Origin of the sequence: Nonomuraea turkmeniaca (assembly GCF_005889735.1) — a bacterium.
Taxonomy (GTDB): Bacteria; Actinomycetota; Actinomycetes; order Streptosporangiales; family Streptosporangiaceae; genus Nonomuraea; species Nonomuraea turkmeniaca.
In genome coordinates, this window is sequence record NZ_VCKY01000014.1 from 22,489 (window position 1) to 48,373 (window position 25,885).

23 protein-coding genes are annotated in these 25,885 nt (G+C 70.3%); 17 read left to right on the top strand and 6 right to left on the bottom strand.

The features are described 5' to 3' along the window. The first annotated feature begins 42 nt into the window (after positions 1-42). Positions 43-1,299 (top strand): DNA recombination protein RmuC, encoded by a 1,257-nt coding sequence (locus tag ETD86_RS06205; RefSeq protein WP_138665132.1) that lies wholly within the window; start codon positions 43-45, stop codon positions 1,297-1,299. Between the two features lie 25 nt (positions 1,300-1,324). Beyond that, a complete protein-coding gene (locus tag ETD86_RS06210) occupies positions 1,325-1,834 on the top strand; it encodes a DUF6542 domain-containing protein (RefSeq protein WP_138665133.1) in 510 nt (169 codons plus the stop codon). Between the two features lie 29 nt (positions 1,835-1,863). On the opposite strand, the gene ETD86_RS06215 is transcribed toward ETD86_RS06210, so the two are convergent. Next, positions 1,864-2,832 (bottom strand): 4-hydroxy-3-methylbut-2-enyl diphosphate reductase, encoded by a 969-nt coding sequence (locus ETD86_RS06215; RefSeq protein ID WP_138665134.1) that lies wholly within the window; start codon positions 2,830-2,832, stop codon positions 1,864-1,866. Between the two features lie 99 nt (positions 2,833-2,931). On the opposite strand from ETD86_RS06215, the gene ETD86_RS06220 reads away from it, so the two are divergent. Genes ETD86_RS06220 through ETD86_RS06230 form a run of 3 tightly spaced genes read left to right on the top strand, consistent with a single transcriptional unit; the run spans position 2,932 to position 5,529 of the window. Further along, on the top strand, positions 2,932-3,909 hold the full coding sequence (locus ETD86_RS06220) for a DUF8129 domain-containing protein (protein WP_138665135.1): 978 nt from the start codon (positions 2,932-2,934) through the stop codon (positions 3,907-3,909). A 26-nt stretch (positions 3,910-3,935) separates the two neighbouring features. Next, the gene (gene xseA / locus ETD86_RS06225) at positions 3,936-5,147 is read left to right on the top strand and encodes an exodeoxyribonuclease VII large subunit (protein ID WP_138665136.1); all 1,212 of its coding nucleotides are present in this window, start codon (positions 3,936-3,938) and stop codon (positions 5,145-5,147) included. A gap of 25 nt (positions 5,148-5,172) precedes the next feature. After that, positions 5,173-5,529 carry a VOC family protein gene (locus ETD86_RS06230; RefSeq protein WP_138665137.1) on the top strand — a complete coding sequence of 119 codons (357 nt, stop codon included), beginning with the start codon at positions 5,173-5,175 and terminating at the stop codon, positions 5,527-5,529. Positions 5,530-5,576: 47 nt separating this feature from the next. Here ETD86_RS06230 and ETD86_RS06235 read toward each other — a convergent pair whose 3' ends face one another. Continuing rightward, the gene (locus tag ETD86_RS06235; RefSeq protein ID WP_246147686.1) at positions 5,577-6,179 is read right to left on the bottom strand and encodes a TetR/AcrR family transcriptional regulator; all 603 of its coding nucleotides are present in this window, start codon (positions 6,177-6,179) and stop codon (positions 5,577-5,579) included. A gap of 82 nt (positions 6,180-6,261) precedes the next feature. On the opposite strand from ETD86_RS06235, the gene ETD86_RS06240 reads away from it, so the two are divergent. Next, positions 6,262-6,675, top strand: a complete 414-nt coding sequence (locus ETD86_RS06240) for a nitroreductase family deazaflavin-dependent oxidoreductase (protein ID WP_138665139.1) — start codon at positions 6,262-6,264, stop codon at positions 6,673-6,675. 164 nt (positions 6,676-6,839) lie between these two features. On the opposite strand, the gene ETD86_RS06245 is transcribed toward ETD86_RS06240, so the two are convergent. Further along, positions 6,840-7,106, bottom strand: a complete 267-nt coding sequence (locus ETD86_RS06245) for an exodeoxyribonuclease VII small subunit (RefSeq protein ID WP_138665183.1) — start codon at positions 7,104-7,106, stop codon at positions 6,840-6,842. A gap of 205 nt (positions 7,107-7,311) precedes the next feature. Between ETD86_RS06245 and ETD86_RS06250 the strand changes: the two genes are divergently transcribed. The 11 genes from ETD86_RS06250 (at position 7,312) to ETD86_RS06300 (ending at position 22,262) form a co-directional block, all read left to right on the top strand. Continuing rightward, positions 7,312-7,638, top strand: coding sequence for a hypothetical protein (locus tag ETD86_RS06250; RefSeq protein WP_138665140.1), 327 nt, complete (start codon positions 7,312-7,314; stop codon positions 7,636-7,638). 625 nt (positions 7,639-8,263) lie between these two features. After that, complete coding sequence (locus ETD86_RS06255) at positions 8,264-8,983, top strand: conjugal transfer protein (protein WP_246147687.1); 720 nt, start codon at positions 8,264-8,266, stop codon at positions 8,981-8,983. A 63-nt stretch (positions 8,984-9,046) separates the two neighbouring features. Beyond that, positions 9,047-9,310, top strand: coding sequence for a hypothetical protein (locus ETD86_RS06260; protein WP_138665184.1), 264 nt, complete (start codon positions 9,047-9,049; stop codon positions 9,308-9,310). A gap of 58 nt (positions 9,311-9,368) precedes the next feature. Then, positions 9,369-12,779, top strand: a complete 3,411-nt coding sequence (locus ETD86_RS06265; RefSeq protein WP_170222909.1) for a TcpE family conjugal transfer membrane protein — start codon at positions 9,369-9,371, stop codon at positions 12,777-12,779. 47 nt (positions 12,780-12,826) lie between these two features. Beyond that, entirely contained in the window at positions 12,827-15,304 is a 2,478-nt protein-coding gene (locus ETD86_RS06270; protein ID WP_138665143.1) for an ATP-binding protein, read from the top strand. Then, a complete protein-coding gene (locus tag ETD86_RS06275) occupies positions 15,301-17,571 on the top strand; it encodes a type IV secretion system protein (RefSeq protein ID WP_138665144.1) in 2,271 nt (756 codons plus the stop codon). The genes ETD86_RS06270 and ETD86_RS06275 overlap by 4 nt, the downstream gene beginning before the upstream one ends. A 2-nt stretch (positions 17,572-17,573) precedes the next feature. Further along, on the top strand, positions 17,574-18,194 hold the full coding sequence (locus ETD86_RS06280; RefSeq protein WP_138665145.1) for a hypothetical protein: 621 nt from the start codon (positions 17,574-17,576) through the stop codon (positions 18,192-18,194). Further along, on the top strand, positions 18,191-19,285 hold the full coding sequence (locus ETD86_RS06285) for a C40 family peptidase (RefSeq protein ID WP_138665146.1): 1,095 nt from the start codon (positions 18,191-18,193) through the stop codon (positions 19,283-19,285). Before ETD86_RS06280 ends, ETD86_RS06285 begins: the two co-directional genes overlap by 4 nt. Positions 19,286-19,298: 13 nt before the next feature. Next, the gene (locus tag ETD86_RS06290) at positions 19,299-19,697 is read left to right on the top strand and encodes a (deoxy)nucleoside triphosphate pyrophosphohydrolase (RefSeq protein WP_138665147.1); all 399 of its coding nucleotides are present in this window, start codon (positions 19,299-19,301) and stop codon (positions 19,695-19,697) included. A gap of 75 nt (positions 19,698-19,772) precedes the next feature. Then, entirely contained in the window at positions 19,773-20,942 is a 1,170-nt protein-coding gene (locus tag ETD86_RS06295; RefSeq protein ID WP_138665148.1) for a hypothetical protein, read from the top strand. Positions 20,943-21,017: 75 nt separating this feature from the next. After that, positions 21,018-22,262: a hypothetical protein gene (locus ETD86_RS06300; protein ID WP_138665149.1), complete on the top strand. Its 1,245-nt coding sequence runs from the start codon at positions 21,018-21,020 to the stop codon at positions 22,260-22,262. Between the two features lie 60 nt (positions 22,263-22,322). Here the strand turns inward: ETD86_RS06300 and ETD86_RS06305 are convergent, their stop codons facing one another. From ETD86_RS06305 to ETD86_RS06315, 3 genes are read right to left on the bottom strand one after another with little or no spacing between them, the layout of a single operon-like run. Then, positions 22,323-23,075, bottom strand: coding sequence for a succinate dehydrogenase/fumarate reductase iron-sulfur subunit (locus ETD86_RS06305; protein WP_138665150.1), 753 nt, complete (start codon positions 23,073-23,075; stop codon positions 22,323-22,325). Then, on the bottom strand, positions 23,072-24,973 hold the full coding sequence (locus ETD86_RS06310; RefSeq protein WP_138665151.1) for a fumarate reductase/succinate dehydrogenase flavoprotein subunit: 1,902 nt from the start codon (positions 24,971-24,973) through the stop codon (positions 23,072-23,074). Before ETD86_RS06310 ends, ETD86_RS06305 begins: the two co-directional genes overlap by 4 nt. Before the next feature lie 12 nt (positions 24,974-24,985). Then, a complete protein-coding gene (locus ETD86_RS06315) occupies positions 24,986-25,771 on the bottom strand; it encodes a hypothetical protein (protein WP_138665152.1) in 786 nt (261 codons plus the stop codon). Positions 25,772-25,885 lie beyond the last annotated feature (114 nt).

Sequence of the window (25,885 nt, forward strand, 5' to 3'; positions counted from 1 at the left end):
CGGGCGGGAACGGCGTGCCGAAGTCCTGCAATCATCGATGGAGTGGACGTGGTCGCGCTTCTCATCGGTCTCGCCGTCGGTCTCCTCATCGGGTTCCTGGTGGCCAGGACGCGGGCTGCGGTGCGGGTGGCCGAGGCCGACGCGCGGGCCAAGAGCGCCGCGGAAAAGCTCGTCTACGTCGAAGAGCAGCTGGCCGAGCGCTTCCAGGCGCTGTCCACGCGCGCGCTCGACGTCAACAACGTACGTTTCCTCGAGCTGGCCGAGACCAGGCTGGCCGCCAGCCGCGCGGAGGCCACGGGTGACCTCGAGCAGCGCAAGCAGGCCGTCGAGCACCTGGTCGAGCCGCTGAAGGACGCGCTCGCGCGGGTCGAGGCGCAGCTGCGTGACACCGAGTCGGGGCAGCGCGCGGCGCGGGCGGAGCTGGCCAAGCAGATGGAGTTCGTCCGCCAGAGCCACGAGCAGTTGCGGTCCCAGACCACCGCCCTGGTCAGGGCCCTGCAGCGGCCGGAGGCCCGCGGCCGGTGGGGCGAGCTGCAGCTGCGCAGGGTCGCCGAGATCGCCGGCATGCAGCGCTTCTGCGACTTCGACGAGCAGGTCACGGAGGGCTCCATGCGGCCCGACATGGTCGTGCGGCTCGCGGGCGGCAAGAACATCGTGATCGACTCCAAGGTCTCGCTGGCGGCCTACCTGGAGGCCGCGGAGGCGTCGGACGAGTCGCTGGCCACGGTCCGGCTCGACGCGCACGCCAGGCACGTGCGCGAGCACATCGACAGGCTGGCCGCCAAGGCCTACTGGCAGGCGTTCAACCCGTCGCCGGAGTTCGTGGTGCTGTTCATCCCCGGCGAGGCGTTCCTGGCGCCGGCGCTCGAACGCGATCCCGGGCTGCTGGAGTACGCCATGGCGCGGCGCGTGCACATCGCCACGCCGACGACGCTGATCACGATGTTGCGCACCGCCCACTACGCCTGGCAGCAGGCCGCGCTGAGCGAGAACGCGCGGGCGGTGTTCGAGCTGGGCAAGGAGCTCTACGAGCGGCTGTCGTCGCTGGGCAGGAACGTCGACGCGCTGGGCAAGGCGTTGACCCGTGCCGTGGAGGCGTACAACAAGTCGGTCGGATCGCTCGAAAGCCGCGTCCTGGTCACGGCGCGCAAGCTACACGATCTGGGCGTGGTGGACGGCGATCTCGACGCCCCCGAGATGCTCGACGGGCTCCCGAGACCCCTGTCATCCCCCGAACTACTCGAAACGTCGCCTCTGCTTTCGGGCTCGAACGGTAAGTTGGCTCACGGGTCGCAGTAAACGGGGCCAGAATGGGGGCGGTCCAGTGGGGGAGAAAGGCAGGCGTTCGGCTGTCAGGCTGACGGCACGCGGTGCCATCGCGCTCGCCCTGGTCGCCACGCTGGCGGGCTACGTGCTGGGGGCGCTGATCGACGTCCAGGAGGTGGTGGGCGCGGCCTTCGTCCTGGCCAGCCTGCTGGGGGTGCTCCTGGTCAACCGGCGTGAGCTGCTGTCGCTGGTGGTGACGCCGCCGCTGGTGTTCTTCTGCGCCACGTTGTTCGTCGAGCTCGGGCGGGCGTTCGGCTCGGTCTCGATCGTGCAGTCTCTGGCGCTCGGTCTCTACACGTCGCTGACGCGGGGCGCGCCGTGGTTGTTCGCCGGCTCGGCCATCGTGCTGGGCGTGGCGTGGCGGCGTGGGCTCCGGGACAACGTACGTGACCTGCGGGAGGAGCTGAAGGCGGGCGCGGAGGTGCCGCGCCCGCGCCAGCCGTTCGTGCCCGAGCCCGAGGGCTACTTCGAGCCCAAGGTGTACGGGACGCCGCGCGGTGAGGACTAGCCGCGCGGCGAGGACCAGTCGCTCAGTCGCTAAGAGACGATCCTGAGGTCCTTGCGCAGCTCGTGCGGCAGGGCGAAACGCATGCTCTCCTGCACCGGCTCGACCTCGGTCACGTCGCCGAACCCGTGCTCGGCCAGGTGTGCGAGCACCTCCTCGACCAGCTCTTCGGGGACCGAGGCGCCGCTGGTCACGCCGACCGTGGTGACACCCTCCAGCCACTCGTCGCGGATGAAGCCCGCGTTGTCGACCAGGTAGGAGGCGTCGGCGCCGTAGTCCTTGGCCACCTCGACCAGGCGCTTGGAGTTGGAGGAGTTCTCCGAGCCCACCACGATCACCAGCTGCGCCTCGGCGGCGATCTCCTTGACCGCGATCTGCCGGTTCTGGGTGGCGTAGCAGATGTCGTCGCTCGGCGGGTCGATCAGGTTGGGGAAGCGCTCCTTGAGCTTGGCCACGGTCTCGGTGGTCTCGTCGACCGACAGCGTGGTCTGCGACAACCAGATCAGCTTGCTCGGGTCCTTCACCTGGACCTGGCCGACCGAGTCGAGCCCGTCGACGAGCTGGATGTGCTCGGGGGCCTCACCGGAGGTGCCCTCGACCTCCTCGTGGCCTTCGTGCCCGATCAGCAGGATCTCGTAGTCCTGGCCCGCGAACCGCTTGGCCTCGTTGTGCACCTTCGTGACCAGCGGGCAGGTGGCGTCGATGGTGCGTAGATTGCGCTGCTTCGCCTCGATATGCACGGCCGGTGAGACGCCATGGGCGGAGAAGACCACGATCGCGCCCTCGGGGACCTCCTCGGTCTCCTCGACGAAGATGGCGCCCCTGGCCTCGAGTGTCTTGACGACGTGGGTGTTGTGGACGATCTGCTTGCGTACGTAGATCGGGGCGCCGTACTGCTCCAGAGCCTTCTCGACCGCTACCACGGCTCGATCGACTCCGGCACAGTAGCCCCGTGGCTTGGCTACGAGGACTCGGCGGGAAGTGGGGGTCTGGGGCTCCATACTTTCTATGCTACGTGGAGCGGCCATCAGGCCCGCGCGTGCGTGGTCGTCCGCGGTTTGCCAGACTGGCCGTCCCATACAACCTCCCAGGGAGACGTCATGTCCCTCAGCGACGTGATACGCAACATCGCCAAAACCGTCACCAACAAGGACGAGCTGAAGGAGAAGGCCAAGGACCTTCCGCTCATGCTCGTCCAGTCCACGCTCAGCGCCGCAGGTCAGGCGCTGCTGCTGGTGGACCGGGTGAAGAACTCGATCAAGGGCCTCGGCAACAAGGAGGAGCGCGAGGAGGAGCAGATTTCCCGTACCTCCGCCGCCGACCAGGTGGCCGCGCCCGCGGACGAGGACAAGCCCGCCCGCAAGGAGCCGGTCATCTTCTCGCCGCGGCCCGGTGCCGCCGAGCCGAACGGCGTCGCCAAGACCAAGCCCGACCCGGTCATCTTCGCGCCGGCGGGCAAGGAGGAGCCGGTCGCCACCGCGGAGCCCGAGGCTCCTGCCGCCGAGCCCGAGGTCCCTGCCCAGCCGGCCGCCAAGACCGAGACGGCGCCCAAGCCGGTCGCCAAGACGGAAGCCGCCCCCGAGCCGGTCGCCGAGACGGAGGCGGCCTCCAAGCCCGCTACCAAGACGGAGGCGGCCTCCAAGCCCGCTACCAAGACGGAGACGGCCTCCAAGCCCGCTACCAAGACGGAGACGGCCTCCAAGCCCGCTACCAAGACGAAGGCGGCCTCCAAGCCCGCCGCCAAGACGAAGGTCGTGGACGAGCCCGCCCCTGCAGCTGAGCCGAAGGCCGCTCCCGCCGCGCCCAAGGCCGTCGCCGAGCCCGCCGTCGAGGCGCCCGCCGCTCCGGAGGCCGTGGCGGAGCCGGTGGTCGCGGAAGCGCCTGAGCAGGCCGCCAAGCCGACCGAGCCGCTGCCCGGGTACGACGAGATGACCGTCGCCTCGCTGCGCGCCAGGATGCGCGGCAAGACCGCCGAGCAGATCGGCGACTTCCTGGCCTACGAGCGAGCCACGCAGGGGCGTCCCGAGGTGGTGCGGATGTTCGAGAACCGCCTCGCCAAGCTGCAGGCCGGAGAGTAGTCGGAGCGAGCCCGTAGTCTTCCGCCATGACCGAGAAGACCTCGCCCGAGTCCCCCCTTCCGATCCGCACGGTCCTGCAGATGGTGGGCGGCTGGATCGGCAGACTCGGCATGGTCTGGGTCGAGGGCCAGATCACCGATCTGAGCGCCCGCGGCGGCACGGTGTTCCTGACCCTGCGCGACCCGGTCGCCAACGTGTCCGCCAGGGTCACCGCTCCGCGCGGCGTCTACGAGGCGGCGGTGCCGCGACCGGTCGACGGCGCCAAAGTCGTCATGCAGGTGAAGCCGGACTTCTGGGTCAACAAGGGCTCGTTCGCCTTCACCGCGCTGGAGATCCGCCCGGTCGGCGTGGGCGAGCTGCTGGCCAGGCTGGAGCGGCTCAGGCAGCTGCTGGCCGCCGAAGGGCTCTTCAGCGCCGACAGGAAACGGCGGCTGCCGTTCCTGCCGGGCACGATCGGGCTCATCTGCGGCCGCGACTCCGCGGCCGAGCGCGACGTGCTGGAAAACTCCCGCCGGCGCTGGCCCGCCGTGCGGTTCAAGGTCGAGGAAGTTGCCGTCCAGGGACCCTACGCGGTGGGCGAGGTGACCGAGGCGCTCCGCAAGCTGGACGCGGACACCGAGGTCGACGTGATCGTCGTCGCCCGCGGCGGCGGCTCTCTGGAGGACCTCCTGCCGTTCTCCGACGAGACGCTCGTCCGCACGGTGGCCGCCTGCCGCACGCCCGTCGTGAGCGCGATCGGCCACGAGCAGGACAGCCCGCTGCTCGACATGGTGGCGGACGTACGCGCGTCCACCCCCACCGACGCCGCCAAGAAGGTCGTGCCCGACGTGGGTGAGCAGCTGACGCTGGTGCGCCAGCTGCGCGACCGGGGGCGCAGGGTGGTGAGTGGCTGGCTCGACCGCGAGATGTCCTGGCTGACGTCCGTACGCTCGCGGCCCTCGCTGGCCGATCCCGTACGCGAGCTCGAGCGCAGGGCCGAGCAGGTCGAGTCGCTGCGCGACCGGGGCAGGCGCTCGTTGTCCGGCTCGCTCGACCGGGCCGCGGACGACCTGGTCCACCTGCGGGCCCGCCTGATCGCGCTGTCCCCGGCGGCCACTCTGGAGCGCGGGTACGCCATCGTCCAGCACCCGTCGGGTGAGGTGGTGCGCCTGGCCAAGGACGTGGCGCCCGGCTCGCCGCTGACGATCCGCCTGTCCGACGACAGACTGAACGTTCGGGTGGAAAACGAGGGCACATAGCAGGTTCGAGGTCTACGTTCGGGACATGAGAGGACTCGTGCAGGTCGCCCAGCACGCCGACGACCTCGACAGGGCCACGGCTTTCTACCGCGAAGTGCTCGGCCTGCGGCACATCGCCACCTACCGGCCGCCTGGGCTGGCCTTCTTCGACCTTGACGGCGTACGCCTGCTGATCGAGAAGAGCGCGCACTCGGCGGTGCTCTACCTGGCCTCCGACGACCTCGAGGCGGATGTGGCCCGGCTGCGTGCCCACGACGTCGCGATCGTCGAGGAGCCGCATCTGATCTTCACCGACGACGGCACGTTCGACACGCCGGGCAGGGAGATCCGCATGGCCGCGTTCAAGGACTCCGAGGGCAACCTGCTCTGCCTCATGACCTGAGCCCCGCATGCGGCAGACGGCCGCGGCGGCGCTGTCGGGCGGGAGCCCTACACGCGGGTGACGGCCGCGGCGAGTGCCGTCAGTCCGGACTTGATCGCCTCGATCGTCATGCCGCGTTCCTCGGTCTGCAGGGCGATCAGGCGGGCGTTGATCGGCGCGAGCAGCGCGTCGGCCAGGAACGGCGCGTCGGCGTCCGGGCGGGCCTCGGCGAGCAGCGTGGCCAGGTGGATGTGGTGCACCCGGTAAGGCCCGCTGAACCCGCCCTTCTTGCCGCCCTGCTCCAGCAGCAGGAACAGCTCCTGCTGCGCCGCGATGCGATCGACCAGCGCGTGCAGGAACGCCGTGACCCGCTCGCCGGCCGGGGCCCCGGGCCCGAGCGGTGGCGGGCCGGCGAAGAACGCCGACTGGAAGCGCCGTTCCCGCTCGTCGAGGAGCGCGAAGACCAGCCCGTTCCGGTCGCCGAAGCGCCGGTAGACGGTGCCCACGCCGACGCCCGCCACGCGGGCCACCTCGTCGAGCGACAGGTCGCCGGCGCCGCGCTCGGCGATCATCCGGGACGCCACATCGATGATCTTTTGGCGGTTGCGCGCGGCGTCGGCCCGTTCCGGCTGGGGCTGCCCGATCAGGGGCAACTGTCGACGTTCGGGCACGGGTGGAGCATACAGGTTGTAACCGGAGGCTTCTCCGGTTAATCTCCAAACCGGAGAACTCTCCGAGTCTGAGGAGCCGAGAATGCCCAACGAGTTCAACCAGCAGATCATTGATGAGTTCCGGGCCAATGAAGGCCGGGTCGGCGGCATGTTCGAAGGCTCGCCACTGGTGCTGCTCACCACGACTGGAGCCAAGAGCGGCCGGGCGGTCACCACGCCGGTGATGTATCTCATGGACGGCGAGCGCTACGTCGTCATCGCCTCCAACGCCGGGGCGGACAACCATCCCGCCTGGTACCACAATCTGCTGGCCACGCCCGAGGCCACCGTGGAGGTCGGCACCGAGACGTTCGAGGCCAAGGCGGCCTTCATCGAGGGTGAGGAGCGCGACCGGCTCTACGCCAGGATGGTGGCGCAGGCGCCGGGCTTCGCCGAGTACGAGGCCAAGACCAGCCGCCGCATCCCCGTGGTGGCCCTGCTGCCCCAGGCCGCCTGAACGTCCCTCGCGTCAGGGCGCCCCAGGGGGTCGCGTCGTCGAGCGTGGCGTTCGCGGAGGGGCGCGTCGTCGAGCGTCGCGCGCTCGCGAGGCCGGGCCGTCGAGAGCGGCGCGCGCAAAGGGCGGGTCGTGCGCGGCGCGTGCCAGGGTGGGCCGGCGGCCGGTCAGAAAGGCGCGTCGTCGGCGCCTGAGGTGGGCTCGGAGCGGCGGGCCATCGCGGCGGCGAGCTTGACCCTGGCGCCCTGGAGCCACTCTTCGCAGACCGCCGCCAGCTTCTCCCCGCGCTCCCAGAGCTCGATCGACTGCTCCAGGGTGAGCCCGCCGGTCTCCAGGCGGCGCACCACCTCGGTCAACTCCTCGCGGGCCTGCTCGTATGAGGGCGCCTTCTCGTCTGCTGCCACGGTCACCACCCTAGACGGGCCGGCCGACATCCGCCGCGCGGTGTTCAATCCACTCACTCCGAGTGTTCATTCGCTACGCTAAGTCGCCGTCGGTGGATGGCCGCGATCGCCTGCTACGGCGTCTGACTTCCAGGAGCGCTGTGATGTCTGATCCCGGGACAAATGATGCGTCAACCACTTTGGGCCCCTACGCGTCGAATCGTCACGGCGTTCACGCTGACTCGGGAGGCCCCTCATGATCCGTCGCATCATCCGGAAACGACGCCCTGCGCCCACGCTGGCGGGCATCAGCCTGGAGGAGGAGCTCGCCCTGATCAGGGTCGAGCTCATGTACGGCCTGCGCGTCAACCGCGAGGCCTACCTCCGCAGGAAGGTGGACGAGCGCAACGAGATGACCAGCCGCATGCGGGAGAGCGACACCGCCGACATGCTGGCCGACCTGCGCGGCTCGCTCGAGCGGGCGGTACGCCCCACGGTGGTGGACCTCCAGAGCCGGACGACGGTCGTGGACCTGCAGAGCCGGCGGCAGACGCGGCCGACACAGGACCCGGAGCCCGCCTGACGCACCCCTCCGCTCGCGCCCCATGCCGAATGCGCAAGGCGTGAGAGTCCATGCCTATTTTGGTCAGGAATCCATGGCGGCCGCGCTAGGCGATATTAGGCGTTTTGCCTGGTCAAAAGCCGATTCAACCGGGAAGTGACAGGAATCGGCATCGGGGCCTGTCATCCTGCCCCGGTTTGCCGTGAGGGCGGTCATGCCTGCAGCATGGGCGTGGCTTTCCTGGAACAATGGCGGAGACCGGATAGGGTGACTACTTCACCGCGGATGATGGGGATCGGCAACGGACGACACCGCGCCAGCCGGGGGGATCGGCGCGAGCGGAGGCGTGATGGCTCGTAGGTCTACCGTCCAGCACGATCCTCGGATCGCTGACGGGCCTGGGCTTTCCGCAACCCTGGACACGGCTGACTTCGACGCGCCGCCACCACGCAGGCCGCGCCGTGGCGGCTGGTCCGGTAGCGGTGGGCGGTGGCTGGTGTGGACGGGCCGCATCATTCTCTGGGCGCTTATCGTGGTTATCGTGGTGAATGGGATCCGTGCCCCATTTGAGCGGTTTACCCAGCAAGAAGCGGTAACGCCCAATGGTGTCGCGGTGGCGAACAATGGATTCCCGGTGGACCGGGGCATGGCTTTCGCTGCTCAGTTCGCCGGGGTCTATCTCAATTTCAGCCCCGAGGACGATGCCAGCAGGTCACGCAAGCTGGCGGCGTTCCTGCCCGACGCCTCGGACCCGCGCATGGGCTGGGACGGCGTGGGCAAGCTGGCGGCCGTCGCCATCCAGCCGTACGACATCGAGACGACCGACGCCCACAACGCGGTGGTCAGCGTGGCCTTCCAGTCCGGTCCGCGGAGGCTGATGTTGTCGGTGCCGATCTACTACTCCGGCGAGGACGAGGCCAAGAGGTTCGTCGTCTCCGGCCGCCCGGCCATCCTGCCCGCGCCCGCCCCGGCCGAGCTGCCCCAGGTGGCGCCGCCGGAGACCGACGACGCGGCCGCCGCCGAGCTCAAACCGCAATTGGAGGGCTTCTTCAAGGACTACGCGTCCGGCGACGCCGCCGGGCTGCAGCGCTACGTGGCCGCCGGCAAGACCCTGCCGAGCTTCGGCGGCGCCTTCACCTTCGCAGAGCTCAAGAAAGTCGTGGTGCCTGTGGGGGGTGCCACTCGAGAGATCCAGGCGGTCGTCGTGTGGGTCGTGCCGAACGGCGAGGCCCAGGCCACTCCCAACGCCACCGACCCGGCCGCGGTCGGCGCGCGTTTGGAGCAGGCCTACCGGCTTACCGTCGAGAAGCAGGGCGACAAGTGGTTCGTCGCCGACATCCGTGGCGCCGGCCGGGTCGTTGACTAAAGGCCCGGCCGCGCTGCCGATCGGTACCCCCCGGGAGGACGAGAAGTGACCTTGAAGACCGTAATGCTCACCTTGATCGAAATGTCGCCGACGCCCACGTCGACCGGCATCGACACCGGAGGGCTCGCCGACTTCCTGCGCGCGTTCTTCGCCCCGCTGTTCCTCGTCGTCGTCTCCGTGGTGGCGCTCTTCTTCCTCTTCACCCGCGAGATCACGCGATTCGTGCAATTCCTGATCCTGGCCGTGGCCATCGGGGTGATCTTCTACGTTCCCAACATCATCGAGGTGACGGCGAAGGCAATCGCGGGCGCACTGGGCATCAGATAAAGGGTTGGGATCGTCCAGCGGCGGTCATACACGAGCGGGTGGAGAGGAGGAGGACCGGGTGGACCTGCCCACGTATACGAACATCTGGCGGATCGAGAAGCGGCTCTACAAGCTGTACGACCTACGCCTGCCGATGCCGCTGCCGATCGTCTGGATCGGCGTCTTCGTCGGGGTGTTCATTCCGTGGTCCCTCCTGCTGATCCTGGTGGGCGTGCCGGTGGCGATGCCGTGGCACGTGCTGTTCCTGGTGCCGCCGGGGATCGTGACGTGGCTGTCGACCCGCCCCGTCATCGAGGGCAAGCGGCTCACCGAGCTGCTGGAGTCCCACCTGCGCTACCTGGGCGAGCCGAAGGCCTGGTACCGCCTCACGCCCATGGCCGAATCCGAGACGATCACCTTCTCCGCGCGCGTGTGGCGTACCGCCCCCGCGCGGGCCAAGTCCAAGCGGCCGAGCAAGAGCCGTCATCCGCAACGCAGGCGTCAGGACCAGCGGATCGCCGGGCCGCGCCAGGTGCGCCCCGCCGTCGCCGCCGCGGCCGCGGCGGCCGGCCACGCTCCGGTCGCCGAACCGGCTGCCACGCGCACCGGCTGGGGCGCCCGACGCGGCGCCGCCGCACCCGCTCTCAAGGCTCAGGCCCCCGCCCCGGCACGGCACGATGAGGGGCTCTCCGGGGGGCGCGGACACCATGAGGACCTGCCGCTGGTCGTCGTGCCCGGGGAGGAAGCGCCCGGTATGACGTCGCCGCCGGTCGAGCGCGAGCCCGCGGACCGGAGAGAGAGTTCCAGGACGGCGGACCGGAGAGAGATTTCCAGGACGGACGACGCCAGGACGGGCGGCGCCTCGACGCGCGGTGGGACGGACGGCGCCTCGACGGATGGCGGTCGGAGGGCCGGCGGCAAGCGGGCTGGTGGCCGGCGACTGTCCGCCCGGGAGGCCGCAAGCCAACAGGCCGCGCTCCGCGAGGCCGCGCGCCGTGAGGCGGCCACTCGCGAAGCGGCGCTTCACGGCGCCTCGGGCCAAGAGGCCCCCGGCCGTGAGAACGCCGGCCGGGCGACTGGAGCTCCCGAGACCGGGGGGCATGTGGGCACGGGTCCGGAGGCGGCGGGCCGTCCGGGCATGGGTCCCCAGAGCGTGGCACATGCAGGCACGGCCCATGCGGACGCGGATCCCGAGACGGCAGGCCGCGCGGCCACAGGTCAGGAGTCCGCGGCTCGTGCGGCCACAGGTCAGGAGTCCGCGGCTCGTGCGGCCGCAGGTCAGGAGTCCGCGGCTCCTGCGGCCACAGGCCAGGAGCCAGCGGCCCGTGAGACCGGTGGCCGGGAGAGCGGGGCTCCGGAGGGTGGCGAGCGCACTGGCGATCACGCGGCGCCTGGCGAGGAGGAGGCCGCGCCTGGGGCGGTCGTGCCGATCAAGGCGGCGCAGAGCCGCAAGTCTGCCGCGGGCAAGCCGATCGACACCGAGGCTCTGCGGCGGCTGAGGAAGCTCGCGGCCAGCGCGGACGCGCCGGGCGATACGGCGACCGGTCGTAGGGAGACGGCGGGCCGGGTCGAGGGCGAGCGGCGCGAGGACGAGGTCGCGCGAGACCAGCACAGGAAGGGGCAGCCGCCCAGGCTGGGACCCGCGCTGGTGCTGTCGGGCACTCAACGGGTCTGGCCGCCGCTCGACCCGGACGCCAAGCCTTTGCCTCGGCCGGGCGTCTCCCGCCCCGACCATCAAGACTCCGACCACGTCGCCGGCGAGGAAGTCAGGGCCGCAGATGCGCCCAGCGGGTCGGCCGCGGTGGTCGACACGCCGTCCGAGGGTGCCGGTACGCACGGGCCGGACGCGATCGCCGATGCACCGGACGGCGCGACGACCGCGGAGGACGTGACGGCTCAGGAGTCCCACGACATCAGTGCCGTCGGAGAGCGGCCGACCGCGACGCAGGGCCCGGGCACGGGTGGTCGGGGTTCGTCGGAGACGACGCGGAGCCCGGGCACGGGTGGTCAGGGTTCGTCGGACACGACGCAGAGCCCGGACGCCGGCGGTCGGGGTTCGTCGGACGTGGAGCAGAGCCGGGGCGCGGCCGGTCGCCGTCGGACGGCTCCGGCGGAGGCGGGTGACCGGCCCAGGCTGACGCCGGTCCCGCCGGACCGCATCATGACGGGCGAGGACACGACAAGCGACCGCGTGGCGTCGGCGCGCGGTGCGGCGGGCGGTCGCGAGTCGGTGGAGGCCGGTGAGCGGCCGAGGCCGGAGCCGGATTCCACCGGTCGGCCCGCACCGCCCACACACGACCGACCTGCGGCGGTGCGGCACGACCGGCCCGCAGCGCCCACACACGACCGGCCTGCAGCGGTGCGGCACGACCGGCCCGCAGCGCCCACACACGACCGACCCGCAGCACCCACGCACGACCGACCAGCAGCGCCCACGCACGATCGGCCGCCGGCGGCGGACCCGGTCGGTGACCGGGGCGGGACGGTTGGTGGGCTGGTGGGGCCGGTGCCGGTGCCCAGGCCTGGTGAGGCGCGGGTGCGCAGGGTCGAGTCCGTGATCGGGCGGGACTCCGGCGGCTGGCGGCGGATCGCTCAGGTGGTCGTCGGTGGCACCAACGTACGGTCCGACGGGTCCGAGATCGACGAGGCCAGGGCCAGGGCCGTGTTCAGCGGCAGCCGCAGGATCGTGGTCCTGGGCTGCACCGGCGGCGCCGGGCAGAGCACCACGGCTCTCATGCTCGGCCACACCTTCGCCACCTACCGCGACGACAGGGTCGTGGCCGTCGACGCCAACACCGGCGGCACCACCCTGACCAGCAAGATCCAACCAGAAACCCCGGAAACTCTCACTTCGCTGCTGTCCGGGCTCGACCGGGTCAGCGGCTATCTCACCATGCGCGGATACACCACACGGACGGCCTCCGGGCTGGAGGTGATCAGCGCGGACACCGACGCGGGCGCCGAGCAGCGTCTGGCGGACCGGTCCTTCTTCTCCGACCACCGGCTGGGCGAGTCCATGCGCCTGCTGGACCGTCACTACAAGCTGGCCGTGATCGATCCGGCCGCCGCGCTGGCGGCCCGGCTCCTGCCGTACGCGGACCAGCTCGTCCTGGTGGTTCCGGCGAGCGAGGAGGCGTCGGAGGCGGTGGCGATGACGTACGAGTGGCTCGACGGGCACGGCTGCGCGGAGCTGCGCAGACGGGCGGTGATGGTGGTCAACGGCGTGAGCAGGCGTTCGATGACCGACGTCGAGCAGGCGGAGTCGGTGGCCAGGGGCAGATGCCGGGCCATCGTCAGGGTCCCCTGGGAAGACGATCTGGCGCCAGGTGGGGCCGAGATCGTCGATCCCGGGCAGTTGCGCGCGGCCGGGCGGCGGGCCTATCTCGCCCTCGCCGGTGTTGTGGTCGCGGGCTTCGCGGCACAGACCGTACGACCGAGCGAAGAGGAGTTGGCGAGTGACCCCCCGGGCACGAGAATCGGTGAGCGTTAAGTGAAAAGGCGAGCAGGCATGGCCCGTTCATGCGCCGAGGGGGCGGCATGACCAGGGCGTCCCGAGCGCACCAGCGCCTCGCGGTCCGCTACTTCGACGACCGCATCCTGCTCACAGACACCTGTGCATGGGCGTACTTCCGCCTCCCGACGGTCAGCTACGAGTTCGTCACGCCCGAGGAGCGTGAGGCGCTGGCCACCAACATCACGATCGCGCTGGCCGCGATCAGGATGCCCGACGCAGAGGTCCACCTGAGGGTCGTGCACCGCACGTACCCTGCCGCGGAGTGGGCCATGGCGCTCAATGCCACGTCCGATGAGGGGCCTGGCTGGCGCGACTACCTGGAGGAGATGTACCGGCACGTCTGGGCCAAGGACTTCTGGACGAAGGAGGTCTATCTCGGCGTGCGGTTGGGCCCGCGGGGCAAACAACTCGGCAGCGGTGTGCTGGCCCAGCTCTTCGGCTTCTACCAGAAGACCGAGAAGGCGCTCGGCATGGAGGACGGCCACGTACCCGACAGCGAGATAGGGCGGTGGACCGAACAGGCCGAACGCCTGGGCCGAGCGCTCGCATCGAGCGCTCTGTACGCTCGGCACGCCACCTCCGTCGAGGTGGCGTGGTTGTTCCAGCACGCGGCCGCGGGCGCGCTCGGCGACCCGCCGCCGTCGGCCAGCCCGCGGCGGCGCTGGGGCAGGGGCGAGATCGAGTCGCTGGTCGAGGGCGAGATCCACAACGGCAGGTCGCTGCTGCGGATCGTGCAACCGCAGGGCGACTCGTACGTGGCCTACCTGTCGTTCGCCCGCTTCCCCGATCTGATGCCGTTCCCTGACGGCGAGCCGTGGCTGCACTTCGCCGACCAGCTGCCGTTCCCGGTGGAGGTCTCGTCGCGGATGCGGCTGATCCCGCCGGTCAAGGCGTCGAAGGACGTGGCGCGCAAGCTGGCGCACGCCCGCGACATGGACCACCACATCCGCGAGGCCGGCGCGGAGGCGCCGCTGGCGCTGGCCGAGCAGATCGACGCGGCCCGCATGCTGGAGCACGGCATCACGAAGGAGCGGCTGCCCTTCGTGTACGGCTGGCACCGCCTCATCGTGGCGGCCCCGACCGAGGAGATCTGTGTGCAGCGGGTCGAGGCGGTCGTCGAGCACTACCGCGACATGGGCATCGACGTGGTCAACTCGACCGGCGACCAGTTCTCGCTGTTCTGCGAGGGGCTGCCGGGCGAGAAGGTGCGCGTCAACGCCTACGCCCAGCGCCAGCCGCTGCGCACGATCGCGGGCGGCATGGCCACGGCGACCGTGGATCTCGGCGACCGGCTGGACGAGGGCAGCGAGGGCTGGCTGGGCCCGTACATCGGCGAGACCGTCGGCCGCGCCCGCAGCATCGTGCATTTCGACCCGCTGGTGGCGGCCACCCGCAACCGGCCGACCGCCATCGCGATCACCGGCGAGCCGGGCGGCGGCAAGACCACGCTCGCCCTGCTGATGATCTATCAGATGGCGTTGCGCGGCGTGACGGTCGCGGTGATCGACCCGAAGGGCGACGCCGAGTCCCTGGTGAAGCTGCTGGAAAAGCGGGGCCGCAAGGCCAGGATCATCCCGCTCGGCTCGGCGGCGCCCGGCCTGCTCGACCCGTTCTCGTTCGGCGACGACATCGCGGCGAAGAAGACCATGGCCACGGAGACGCTGCGCCTGCTGCTGCCGCGGATGTCGGAGGAGCGCGAGTCGGCGATGATCCAGGCGGTGGCCGCGGTCTCCAACCAGCCCGACCCGTCGCTCGGCAAGGTCGTGGACCACCTGGAGCAGGCCGACGACCCGGCCTCGAAGAACCTTGGCGCGGTGTTGCGCTCGATGTCGGAGATGCACCTGGCCAGGCTCTGCTTCGACCCCTCCGGCGGCGACCAGATCGACACCGAGGGGTGGACGACCGTGTTCACGCTGGGCGGGCTGACGCTGCCCGACGTGGCGACGGGCAGGGAGGACTACTCCTACGAGCAGCGACTGTCGGTCGCCCTGCTCTACCTGGTGTCCCAGTTCGCCCGCCGGCTCATGAACGGCCTCGACCGGCGTGCCCCGAAGGCGATCTTCCTGGACGAGGCGTGGGCGATCACCTCCACGCCCGAGGGGGCCAAGCTGGTGCCCGAGGTCAGCAGGATGGGCCGCTCCCGCAACACCGCGCTCGTGCTGGTCTCGCAGAACGCGGGAGACCTGCTGAACGAGCAGGTGACCAACTGCCTGTCGTCCGTCTTCGCGTTCCGGTCCACCGAACGGGTGGAGGTGGACCACGTCATGTCCCTGCTCGGGGTGGAGTCTTCGGAAGAGCACAAGGCCGCGCTGCGCTCGCTCGGAAACGGCGAATGCGTATTCCGTGATCTGGATGGCAGGGCGGGCCGGATCGGAGTAGACCTGATCTCCGAGGAACTTCACCGTTGGCTCGACACGAACCCGACGCACGACAAACCCGACGGCAGCGGGCATGATGATCTTCAAGGGGGCGTGGGCAGGGCGCAGGAGGTACGGTCATGAAGATCCGGCTATCCCGACGAGTCGCGTTGGTTCTTGCGCTGATCACCGGCATCCTCGTGGTGCCGCTGGTCATCGGAGGCGTTTCGGTTCCGGCCGCCGCGGCGCCGTGTGACCTCTCGGGTCCGCTCACCCCCGAGGTGGTGGGCGGCGGCACCGACGGCCTGATCCAGGCGCCGATCCCGCCGACCGGGGCCCCGACCACCAACTACGCGCAGTTCGGCATGAGCGGCCAGTTCTGGCACACGCACGAGCTGGGCTGCTCCGAATACGTCGCCGTGCTCGGCAACATGTGGGCCAACGGCATCTTCACCGCGGCCAAGGCCATCGACCGGCTGACGATCACGACGTACCAGGCGGCGGCGACCGAAGGACCGCTCCAGGCCATCAAGGACGTCGTCGACGACATCGTCACGAGGCTCGCCGACGCCATGTACTGGGACTTCCTCCAGCCGGTCGTGATCCTCGGCGCGATCTGGCTGGCCTGGTACGGCCTGATCCGCAAGCGTGCCACCACCACCGCCGAAGGCGTGATCTGGATGGTGCTGGCGGTCACCGTGGCGGTCTGGTTCTTCAGCCGTCCCGGCGACTTCACCGGCATGGGCAAGATCGTCACCGACAAGACCGGCGAGGTCGTCAACTCGGCCTTCTCCGGCCTGCCCGGCGCGGGCGGCGCCTCCTGCCTGCCTCCGCCCGGCGCCACCACTCCGGAGGTCAGGGCGGGCGGGTACGGCCAGACCGGCACGCCGGGCATCGACCAGAACGCCGACGCGCTGTGGTCGACGCTCGTCTGCAAGCCGTGGCTGGTGGGCCTGTTCGGCACCGCCGACCCGCAGCAGCCCATCGTGCGTGACTGGGGCCGCAAGGTGCTGGAGATGCAGTCGATCCCGCCTGCCGTGGCCGGCCAGCCGGCCCCCGACGTGGGGGCCCGCCAGCAGGAGTACTCCGCGCTGGCCGACAAGCTCAGGAACGACCCCCGCTACACGGTCTTCTCCGGCCGCGACTGGTCCAACAGGCTCGGCGTGGCGGTCGGCGCGTTCATCGCCGCCATCGTGGCCGGGCTGCTCATCTTCCTGGTGGCGGTCTCGCTGCTGGTGCTGAAGGTCGGCTTCCTGCTGCTGCTGATCCTGGGACCGATATTCCTGCTGATCGGCGTGCATCCGGGCAGCGGCCGCATCGTCGCCATGCGCTGGGTGGAGATGCTCATCGGCACACTGCTCAGACAGGCCGTGCTGACGATCGTGCTCAGTGTGCTCGTGTACGGGTACGCCCTGATCATCTCCACGGCCATGCCATGGGGCATGCAGGTGTTGTTCATGGCCCTGCTGACGATCGCGGTGTTCTTCTACCGGCGCCCGTTCCAGCACCTGTTCGCCTCGATCAACGGCCACACGGTCGCCACCCGCATGCTCGGCGAAGCCGCGAGCTCGCCCGTGCTGGAGCGGTCGGCGGGCGTGCTGCCGCCGGTCGCGTCGGCCAGGATCGGCCGCTGGGGGCTGCGTAAGGCCGAGCCCCTCATCAGGGCGGCGACCGCGGCCAACCCGGGCGGGGCGGCGGCCACGACGGCCGCGGCGGCAGGACAGGCCCGGATGCGCGCCGAGGAAGGCGAAGGCGCCACCTCCGGCACCAGGATCCCGGCCACGGCGGCCCCGCTCGACACCGACCACCAGGGCGGCAAGGCGGGCGGCCGGGCGGCGACGGAGCCGCGCAGGGGCACTGCGCCGCCGCTCAACCTGGGAGGTGCGGCCCGTACCCGCGGTCCCGCCGCCGGTGGGCCCCGCCTGGGCGGCACGGGCGGCCCACGGGTGGGCGGCACCTCGTCGAACGGCAGCTCGGCGAACGGCGTCTCCTCGAACGGTGGCGCGTCGGGCGGCGGCTCGTCGTCGGGCGGCGGCTGGTTCGGCGGCCGGTCGGGCGGCGGCTGGGCGTCACGAGGCGGCTCGACCGGCGGCTCGCGTACCGGCTCCACGCGTGGGTCGAGGTTCAGCGGCTCGGGTGGCTCGCGTTCGGGCGGCACGCCCTCCCGGGGCTCGGGCGGCGGCGGCCTGTTCGGCGGTGGCTCGAGCGGCGGCGGATCCCGTTCCGGCGGGGCCAGGCCGAGCGGCGGCGCCCCCAGGTCGGGCGGACCCCGCATCTTCGGCGGCTCCGACGAGCCGGCCCCGCGCGCGTCCGAGGCGCCGCCGCTGTGGCTGCGCAGCAGCCGTAACGGCGGCTCCAGCGACCCGTCCGTGCCCTTCTGGCTCAAACCGAACAACCCGGACAAGGACTGAACATGGCGCAGCCAGGTGACAGGCGAGGGCTGGCCTTCGCCGCCATCGTCGTGGTCATCGCCGCGGTCGGCGTCTACCTCACGTGGGCGGACAACGCGGACCCGGCCCGGCCCGCGCCCCAGGCCACCCGCGCCACCAGCGTGGCCGTGGCGTCCAGCACGCCGCTCGCGACCGCGAGCACCGCGCCGTTCGACGTCTACACCTACCTGCCGATGAAGAAGGAGCAACTCGCCGCGGCGGCGGACGTGGCCGAGCGGTTCACCTCCACGTACGGCACGTTCAGGTACGACGAGAATCCGGCCGCGTACGCCGACCGGATCAAGGCGTACACCACCCCTGAGCTCGCCACCGCCCTGACCCGCACGATCACCTCGGCGGGCACCATCGAGCAGAACCGCAACGACGAGATCGTCTCCACGGCCACGGCCAGGCTCAAGGAGATCAGGCAGATCGAGAAGAACTCCATCGTCTTCGTCGTCGTCGGGACCAGACAGGTCGCCGCGAAGAGCGGCGGCAAGCAGCTCACCGAGGAGTACGCGGTCACGGTCAGCCAGTCGGGCACCGACTGGCTGATCTTCGACATCATGCCGGCCGCCGAGGGCCAGTTCGGGGACGAAGGGTGAACGTCTCGCGAACGCGCCTCGCCCTGCTGATCGGCCTGGCAGGGGTGCTGCTGCTGGTGCTGGTCGTGGTGTCGCCGATGGTGCTGATCTCGATGCCGTCGTTCCTCAGCGAGGGCCGCACCTCCATCGACTGTGCGGACACCGCGCAGGTTCAAGAGGCCTCCGACTCGGCCACCGCCGACATTCCCGCCGAGTACCTGGAGCTGTACAAGGAGCACGGCGAGAAGATCGGCGTCCAGTGGAACATCCTGGCCGCCGTGGGCAAACGCGAGACCGACCACGGCCGCTCCAAGCTGCCCGGAGTCAGGAGCGGCACCAACTACGCGGGCGCGGCCGGGCCGATGCAGTTCCTGATCTCCACCTGGGGCGGCAAGGCCAGGGTCCCGGTGTCGTCGACGTTCAACGGGTACGCCTCCGACGGTGATGGTGACGGCATCGGTGACGTGTACAACCCGGCCGATGCGATCCTCGGCGCCGCGAAGATGCTCAAGCGCAACGGGGCGCCCGAGAACGTGCGGCAGGCGCTGTTCGTCTACAACCGCGCCTGGTGGTACGTGGACCAGGTCGAGGAGATCGCCAGGAAGTACGCCAGGTCCGGGGACGTGAAGGTGCCGCCGCAGGCCGAGGAGGAGTGCGACGACTCGCTGGTCGAGGCCGCGCCGAGCGACGTCGTGGCCAAGATCATGGAGTTCGCGCTGGCGCAGCGCGGCAAGCCGTACCTGTGGGGTGGCACCGGACCCGACGCGTTCGACTGCTCGGGCGTCATCTTCGCGGCCTACCGGTCGGCGGGGTTGACGATCCCGCGGACGACGTTCCTGCAGTGGCCGTTCGGGGTGAAGGTGTTAGCGGGTCAGGAGCAGCCGGGCGACCTGGTGTTCTTCAACGCCGGGCCGGGCACGTCGGCCGACAGCCCCGGACACGTCGGGCTGGTGGTGTCGAAGGGCAAGATGCTCGAGGCCCGGTGCCGGCTGTGCGGGCCGATCAAGGTCACCAGCTACGAGGCCCGCGGCAACCGCGTCGGCTTCACTCGTCCCCTGCAGAACCCTGACGTGCTCGAGCAGCTGAAGAAGCTGCAGAATCCTGCCCGATGAGGAATCACAACGTATGAGCAAAGTCGTGGTGGTCGTGGCGGCGGTGATCGTCGCCGAGGGCGGCCGGGTGCTGGCCGCCCAGCGTGCGGCGCCGGTGGCGGTCGCGGGTGGCTGGGAGTTCCCCGGCGGCAAGGTGGACCCGGGGGAGAGCGAGGTCGAGGCGCTGATCCGGGAGTGCCGCGAGGAGCTCGGGGTCGAGATCGCGGTGGGCGAGCGGGTGGGCGGTGACTGGCCGCTGTCCGAGGGGTACGTGCTGCGGGTCTGGCTGGCCTCGATCGCCGAGGGGACGCCGGAGCCCAGGGAGCATCTGGCGCTGCGGTGGCTGGGGCCCGGGGAGTATTTCGACGTGGACTGGCTCGGGGCGGATTTGCCGATCATGAAGACCGTCGAGAGCCTGATCCCGCCCGACTGAGTCCGTCACCTTCTGTGACATGATGATTACTAGACGTAGTAACGGGTGATCTGTCGCAGCGGGGGAGTGGGAGTGATGCGTCGTGGCTGGATCCTTGCCGGTGTGGTGATCCTGGCGGCGGTGCCTTCCGTGCCTTTGGCCGCGACCGGCGTGTCGCTGGTGGTGGAGCGGGTGAGCCGGGACGCCGGCGATGCGGGGAAGTGGGTCAGGACCGGGGACGTGCAGCGGTTCAGGGTGCGGTTGAACGGGATGGCCAGGGGGGCCAGCGTGGCGGTGGCCGCCAGCCCGGTGGAACTCGCCGACCCCAGCCTGCCGGCTGGCGGGCGGGCATCCGACGGGGCCGGCACGCAGACGGACCGGACCCCCGCGCTCGACGTGCAGGTGAGCCGGACCCCCGGGTCCGACGTGCAGGTGGGCGGGACGGCCGAGAGCGACGTGCAGGTGAGCCGGACCCCCGGATTCGACGTGCAGGTGAGCCGGACGGCCGGAAGCGACGTGCGGGTGAGCCCGACGGCCGGGGACGTGGCCGGCCGGGGCGAGACGGATGCGGCTGGCGGGAGCAGGTGGGAGTTCTCCGGACCGGCGACGAAGCGCCGCTCCGCGAAGGGGAGGGCACACGATCCGAAGCTGACTTTGCCCCAAGCCACACCGCGGCAGACCGTCCACAGCGCGTCCGCGCAACCGTCTCCCCGCACGTCGGTTCGGGCCGTTCCCGGCACGTCGGTTCGGGCCGTTCCCCGGGCGTCGGCTCGGGTCGTTCCTCGGACGTCGGCTCGGGTCGTTCCTCGTGCGTCGGTTCGGGCCGTTCCCGGCACGTCGGCTCAGGCCGTTCCCGGCACGTCCGAGCTGGCGTTCCCCACCGCGTCCGTGCAGACGCTCCCCACCGCGTCCGCTCGAGTCGTCGTCAGCCCGCCCGAGCAGACCCTTCCCGATGTCTCTCTCCAGGACCTCGAGGGCGTGCCCACGATCGCCGCCTCGCCCGCGCCCGGCATCATCCCGTCCCCCCAGATCGCCGCACCCCCGGGAGCCGAGACCGCGCCGGGCGTCGAGACCGCGCCGGGAGTCGCGCCCCTGCCGTGGGAAATCGCCGCCGCCACGAAGCGGACCCAGCCGACCGGACCAGTCAATCCGTTGAAGGGTCCCATGGGCCATGCGATGGCGATCGGCGGCATCGGGGCGCTGCTAGGGGCCTTGTGGCTCATTGTCACGGTACAAAGGCATCGGAAGCGTAGAATGGTGTTGTAATCCGGTCTTTACTGTTACTTTGACCCGACTAGTATTCCCTTGACCATGGTTCCGGGACGACGGCGGAGGGCTCCGGTGGCACGCAGGCGAGCGACGGCCATGTCCGCGATCGTCCTGGCGCTGGGACTGACCGGCGCCGGTGCGACACCGTTCATCGTGCAGAGCGCGAGCGCGTCCGTGACGGCGTACGACCCCCCTGTCGAGCCCTGCGACGTCGCCGACCCGGCGTGTGAGTCCGACCCCCAGACCACGGTCACGGTGACCACGACGTTAGGCACGCCGACGCCCGAGGAGGACCCGGAGACGACGGTCACCAAGACCGTCACCGCGTCGCCGACGAAGCCCACCAAGTCCGCGACGCCGACGAAGTCCACCGCTCCTCCGCCCTCCACCACCCCGGAGACCACCCCCACGCAGAACCCGCAGCCGGTGCCCACGCAGAGCGTCGAGCTTCCGACCACCGCGTCGACCACGCCCGAGGCGAGCGTCGAGATGCCGGTCGTCACGCCGACGACGACCGCCCCCGTGGTGCCGACGGAGACGCAGCCGGCCACCTCCGAGGAGGTGCCGCTGGAGTTGCGTGGCGCGGCTCCGGAGTTCGACCAGCGGACGCTCACGCAGAAGCTCAGCATCCCTGCGCTGGTCCTGGTCCTGCTCGCGCTCTTCGCCGTGCTGATCTTCGAGGGCCGGCTGCGCCGGATGGCCCACGCGGCCGCCGTACGGAAGGCGGGACCGCCGATGGGCGGGCCGCGTCCGGACCTGCCACCCGGCGGCTACCCGGCCGGTCCGGGGTACGCCGCGCCGGGTTACCCGGGCGCCACCGCGTACGCGCCGATCATCAGTTTCGTGCCGGTGCAGACGTACCCGAGCGGCCAGGTCTACCAGGACGTCGCACATCCGTACCCGCCGCAGGGCTACGCGCAGGAGCCGCCGCCCGCGGCGCCGCCCGAGCCGCCTCCCGTGGTGCTGCACCCGGACGAGTTCGACTCCTACAACTACGAGCCGCCCAAGCCCAAGGAGTACCGGGACCCGTTCGAGCCGCTGGTCTCCCCGGCCGACATGCCGGCGGGCGGTGGCAGCCCGATCGAGGACGGCCACGAGCACCCGCTCGGCCCGGCCTCCGCGGCGGAGTCCGGTGACTCCGAGCCGTGGCAGGGCCCGTCATTGTTCGAGCCGGCGCAGCGGCCCGCGCAGGAGTACGAGCCACCGCCGTACCTGCCTGCCGACGAGGACGTGACGGCCGTGCAGCCGCTGCCGCAGCAGGAGCGGACCAAGGAGATGCCGGACTCCGAGCGCGACCGTTTCCGCCGCTCGGAGTAGCCGCCCAGAACACGCTGAGGGGGCTGGACACCCGTCCAGCCCCCTCGATCGTGTGCCGGCCTACTTGGCGCGCTTGAAGATCTTGTTGCCCAGCCACACCAGCGGGTCGTACTTGCGGTCCACCACGCGCTCCTTCATCGGGATCAGCGCGTTGTCGGTGATCTTGATGTGCTCGGGGCAGACTTCGGTGCAGCACTTGGTGATGTTGCAGTAGCCCAGCCCGTGGTCCTGCTGGGCCGACTCCTGCCGGTCCGCCACGTCATACGGGTGCATGTCCAGCTCGGCGATCCGCATGAGGAAACGGGGACCGGAGAAGTTGGTCTTGTTCTCCTCGTGGTCGCGGATCACGTGGCAGACGTTGTTGCACATGAAGCACTCGATGCACTTGCGGAACTCCTGGGACCGCTCGACGTCGACCTGCTTCATCCGGTAATCGCCGGGCTGTACGTCGGCCGGCGGCGTGAAGGAGGGGACCTCCCTGGCCTTCTGGTAGTTGTACGAGACGTCGCTGACCAGGTCCTTGATGACGGGGAACGTCCGCATCGGCGTGACCGTGATGGTCTCGTCCTCCTCGAAGGTGGACATGCGGGTCATGCAGCCCAGCCGGGGCTTGCCGTTGATCTCCATGCTGCACGAGCCGCACTTGCCCGCCTTGCAGTTCCACCGCACCGCCAGGTCGGGCGCCTGCGTGGCCTGCAGCCGGTGGATGATGTCGAGGACGACCTCGCCCTCGTTGACCTCCACGGTGAAGTCCTCGAGCTTGCCCTCGCCGCCCTCACCACGCCAGACCTTGAACTTTGCCTTGTAGCTCATGACTTCGCTATCCCGTCGAACTCGGTCATCTCTTCGTCGGTGAGGTATTTGCTCAGCTCACCCCGATCGAACAGGCTGATCAGGTCGTCACGCATGGGCGGCTGGACCTTCTCCTCGACGGTGACCGTCGAGCCGTCCTCGGTGGAGCAGACGAGTAGCTTGCGGCGCCAGTCGGGATTCATCCCGGGGAAGTCGTCACGGGTGTGGCCGCCGCGGCTCTCCTGGCGCAACAACGCGGCCTTGGCCACGCACTCCGAGACCAGCACCATGTTGCGCAGGTCGATCGCGAGGTGCCAGCCGGGGTTGTAGATGCGCGAGCCGGCCGCCCCGACCAGGCGGACGCGTTCCTTGAGCTTCTCCACGACCTGGAGGGCCTCGGAGATCTCCTCGGCCTTGCGGATGATGCCGACCAGATCGTTCATCGTGCGCTGGAGCTCGTGGTGGACCTCGTAGGGGTTCTCGCCGTCGCGGCCCAGCGGCGCCACCGCCTCAGCGTGCGCCTCGTCCACCAGCTCGGGCGCGACCTTGGGCCGGGCCTTGAGCCCGTCCACGTACGCCGCCGCGCCCGCGCCCGCCCGGCGACCGAACACCAGCAGGTCGGACAGGGAGTTGCCGCCGAGCCGGTTGGAGCCGTGCATGCCGCCGGACACCTCGCCGGCCGCGAACAGGCCGGGTACGGCCGCCGCGCCGGTGTCGGCGTCCACCTCGACACCGCCCATGATGTAGTGGCAGGTCGGGCCCACCTGCATGGGCTCGGCGGTGATGTCGACGTCGGCCAGCTCCTTGAACTGGTGGTGCATCGACGGCAGCCGCTTCTTGATCTCCTCGGCCGGGAGCCGGGTGGAGACGTCCAGGAACACGCCGCCCTGCGGTGATCCGCGCCCGGCCTTCACCTCGGCGTTGATCGCGCGGGCCACCTCGTCACGCGGCAGCAGCTCCGGCGGGCGCCGGTTGTTGGCCTGGTCGGTGTACCAGCGGTCGCCCTCCTCCTCGGTGGTCGCGTACTTGTCCTTGAACACGTCGGGGATGTAGTCGAACATGAAGCGCTTGCCCTCGGAGTTGCGCAGCACGCCGCCGTCACCGCGGACGGACTCGGTGACGAGGATGCCGCGCACGGACGGAGGCCAGACCATCCCGGTGGGGTGGAACTGGATGAACTCCATGTTGATCAGGTTCGCGCCGGCCAGCAGGGCCAGGGCGTGGCCGTCGCCGGTGTACTCCCAGGAGTTGGAGGTGACGACGTACGACTTGCCGATGCCGCCGGTGGCCAGCACCACGGCCGGCGTGTCGAAGAGGATGAAGTTTCCGGACTCGCGCCAGTAGCCGTACGCGCCCGAGATCCGGTCGCCGTCCTTGAGCAGCCGCGTGACCGTGCACTCGGCGAAGACCTTGATGTAGGCCTCGTAGTCGCCGTGGTTCTCGTAGTCCTCCTGTTGGAGCGCGACGACGCGCTGCTGCAGCGTGCGGATCAGCTCCAGCCCGGTACGGTCGCCCACGTGTGCGAGCCGTGGGTACTCGTGCCCGCCGAAGTTCCGCTGGCTGATCTTGCCGTCCTTGGTGCGGTCGAACAGAGCGCCCCAGGCCTCCAGCTCCCACACCCGGTCGGGCGCCTCTTTGGCGTGCAGCTCGGCCATCCGCCAGTTGTTGAGGAACTTGCCGCCCCGCATGGTGTCGCGGAAGTGCACCATCCAGTTGTCGGCCGAGTTGACGTTGCCCATCGCGGCGGCCGCGCCACCTTCGGCCATGACCGTGTGCGCCTTGCCGAACAGCGACTTGCAGACGATCGCCGTCCGCTTGCCCTGCTGGCGGGCCTCGATCGCGGCGCGTAGTCCCGCGCCGCCCGCGCCGATGACGACGACGTCGTATTCGTGACGCTCTGTGTTAAGCGAGTTGTCCACTGAAAGCTGTCCTTACGCGTACGGGAAGGCGACGATGCCCTTGGCCACCAGGCGGACATAGAGGTCGGCGCCCATGACGGAGAACATCGAGGCCCACGCGAGGGGTTGGTGCTTGGCGTTGAGCTTGGAGACGAACGTCCAGGCCCGGTAACGCAGCGGGTGACGGGAGAAGTGGTTGAGCCGGCCCGCCGTGATGTGCCGGCAGGAGTGGCACGACAACGTGTAGGCGTTGATCAGGACCGCGTTGAGCAACAGGATCCAGGTGCCCAGGCCCAGCGGCTTGTGAACGAGCGCCAGGACGGCGTCGTAGGCCAGGATGAGGCCGATCAAGATGGCCGCGTAGAAGAAGTACCTGTGGACGTTCTGGAGGATCAGCGGGAACCGCCGCTCGCCGGTGTACTTGCCGTGCGGCTCCTGCACGGCGCACGCGGGCGGCGACAGCCAGAACGAGCGATAGTACGACTTGCGGTAGTAGTAGCACGTCAACCGGAACCCGCCGGGCAGCCCCAGGATCAGCAGCCCGGGCGGCAGCGCGTACCAGTCGCCGAAGGGCGCCAGACCGAGGAACCGCGCGCCCTCAGGGCACGAGGTCGCCAGGCACGGCGAGCTGAACGGGGCTATGTACGGCTCGACGAAGTAGCTCTGGTCGATGATCGCCCATACACCGTAGACGAGGAACGAGCTGAGCCCGAGGAATGTCAGCAGCGGGGTCAGCCACCATCTGTCGGTGCGCAGAGTGCGCACCTTGATTTGCGCACGCTGCCTTCTGACCGGAGCTTCGGGCGTCGTCTGGGTCATCGCGGACCTCTCCACCTCCCGCGGACCCTGTTCGCGCGGCGGGTCCGTGGTTTCGTTTCGCTGGGCGCGCGTACGTGCGGAATCCCGCTCAAGCGCGCGTTGGTGGGGGATACG

Excerpts from the sequence above, each read along its gene's own strand:
- ETD86_RS06215 (WP_138665134.1), bottom strand. The coding sequence starts at position 2,832 with ATGGAGCCCCAGACCCCCACTTCCCGCCGAGTCCTCGTAGCCAAGCCA.
- ETD86_RS06220 (WP_138665135.1), top strand. The coding sequence starts at position 2,932 with ATGTCCCTCAGCGACGTGATACGCAACATCGCCAAAACCGTCACCAAC.
- xseA (WP_138665136.1), top strand. The coding sequence starts at position 3,936 with ATGACCGAGAAGACCTCGCCCGAGTCCCCCCTTCCGATCCGCACGGTC.
- ETD86_RS06230 (WP_138665137.1), top strand. The coding sequence starts at position 5,173 with ATGAGAGGACTCGTGCAGGTCGCCCAGCACGCCGACGACCTCGACAGG.
- ETD86_RS06240 (WP_138665139.1), top strand. The coding sequence starts at position 6,262 with ATGCCCAACGAGTTCAACCAGCAGATCATTGATGAGTTCCGGGCCAAT.
- ETD86_RS06245 (WP_138665183.1), bottom strand. The coding sequence starts at position 7,106 with ATGTCGGCCGGCCCGTCTAGGGTGGTGACCGTGGCAGCAGACGAGAAG.
- ETD86_RS06250 (WP_138665140.1), top strand. The coding sequence starts at position 7,312 with ATGATCCGTCGCATCATCCGGAAACGACGCCCTGCGCCCACGCTGGCG.
- ETD86_RS06255 (WP_246147687.1), top strand. The coding sequence starts at position 8,264 with ATGGCTTTCGCTGCTCAGTTCGCCGGGGTCTATCTCAATTTCAGCCCC.
- ETD86_RS06260 (WP_138665184.1), top strand. The coding sequence starts at position 9,047 with ATGCTCACCTTGATCGAAATGTCGCCGACGCCCACGTCGACCGGCATC.
- ETD86_RS06270 (WP_138665143.1), top strand. The coding sequence starts at position 12,827 with ATGACCAGGGCGTCCCGAGCGCACCAGCGCCTCGCGGTCCGCTACTTC.
- ETD86_RS06275 (WP_138665144.1), top strand. The coding sequence starts at position 15,301 with ATGAAGATCCGGCTATCCCGACGAGTCGCGTTGGTTCTTGCGCTGATC.
- ETD86_RS06280 (WP_138665145.1), top strand. The coding sequence starts at position 17,574 with ATGGCGCAGCCAGGTGACAGGCGAGGGCTGGCCTTCGCCGCCATCGTC.
- ETD86_RS06290 (WP_138665147.1), top strand. The coding sequence starts at position 19,299 with ATGAGCAAAGTCGTGGTGGTCGTGGCGGCGGTGATCGTCGCCGAGGGC.
- ETD86_RS06295 (WP_138665148.1), top strand. The coding sequence starts at position 19,773 with ATGCGTCGTGGCTGGATCCTTGCCGGTGTGGTGATCCTGGCGGCGGTG.
- ETD86_RS06305 (WP_138665150.1), bottom strand. The coding sequence starts at position 23,075 with ATGAGCTACAAGGCAAAGTTCAAGGTCTGGCGTGGTGAGGGCGGCGAG.
- ETD86_RS06315 (WP_138665152.1), bottom strand. The coding sequence starts at position 25,771 with ATGACCCAGACGACGCCCGAAGCTCCGGTCAGAAGGCAGCGTGCGCAA.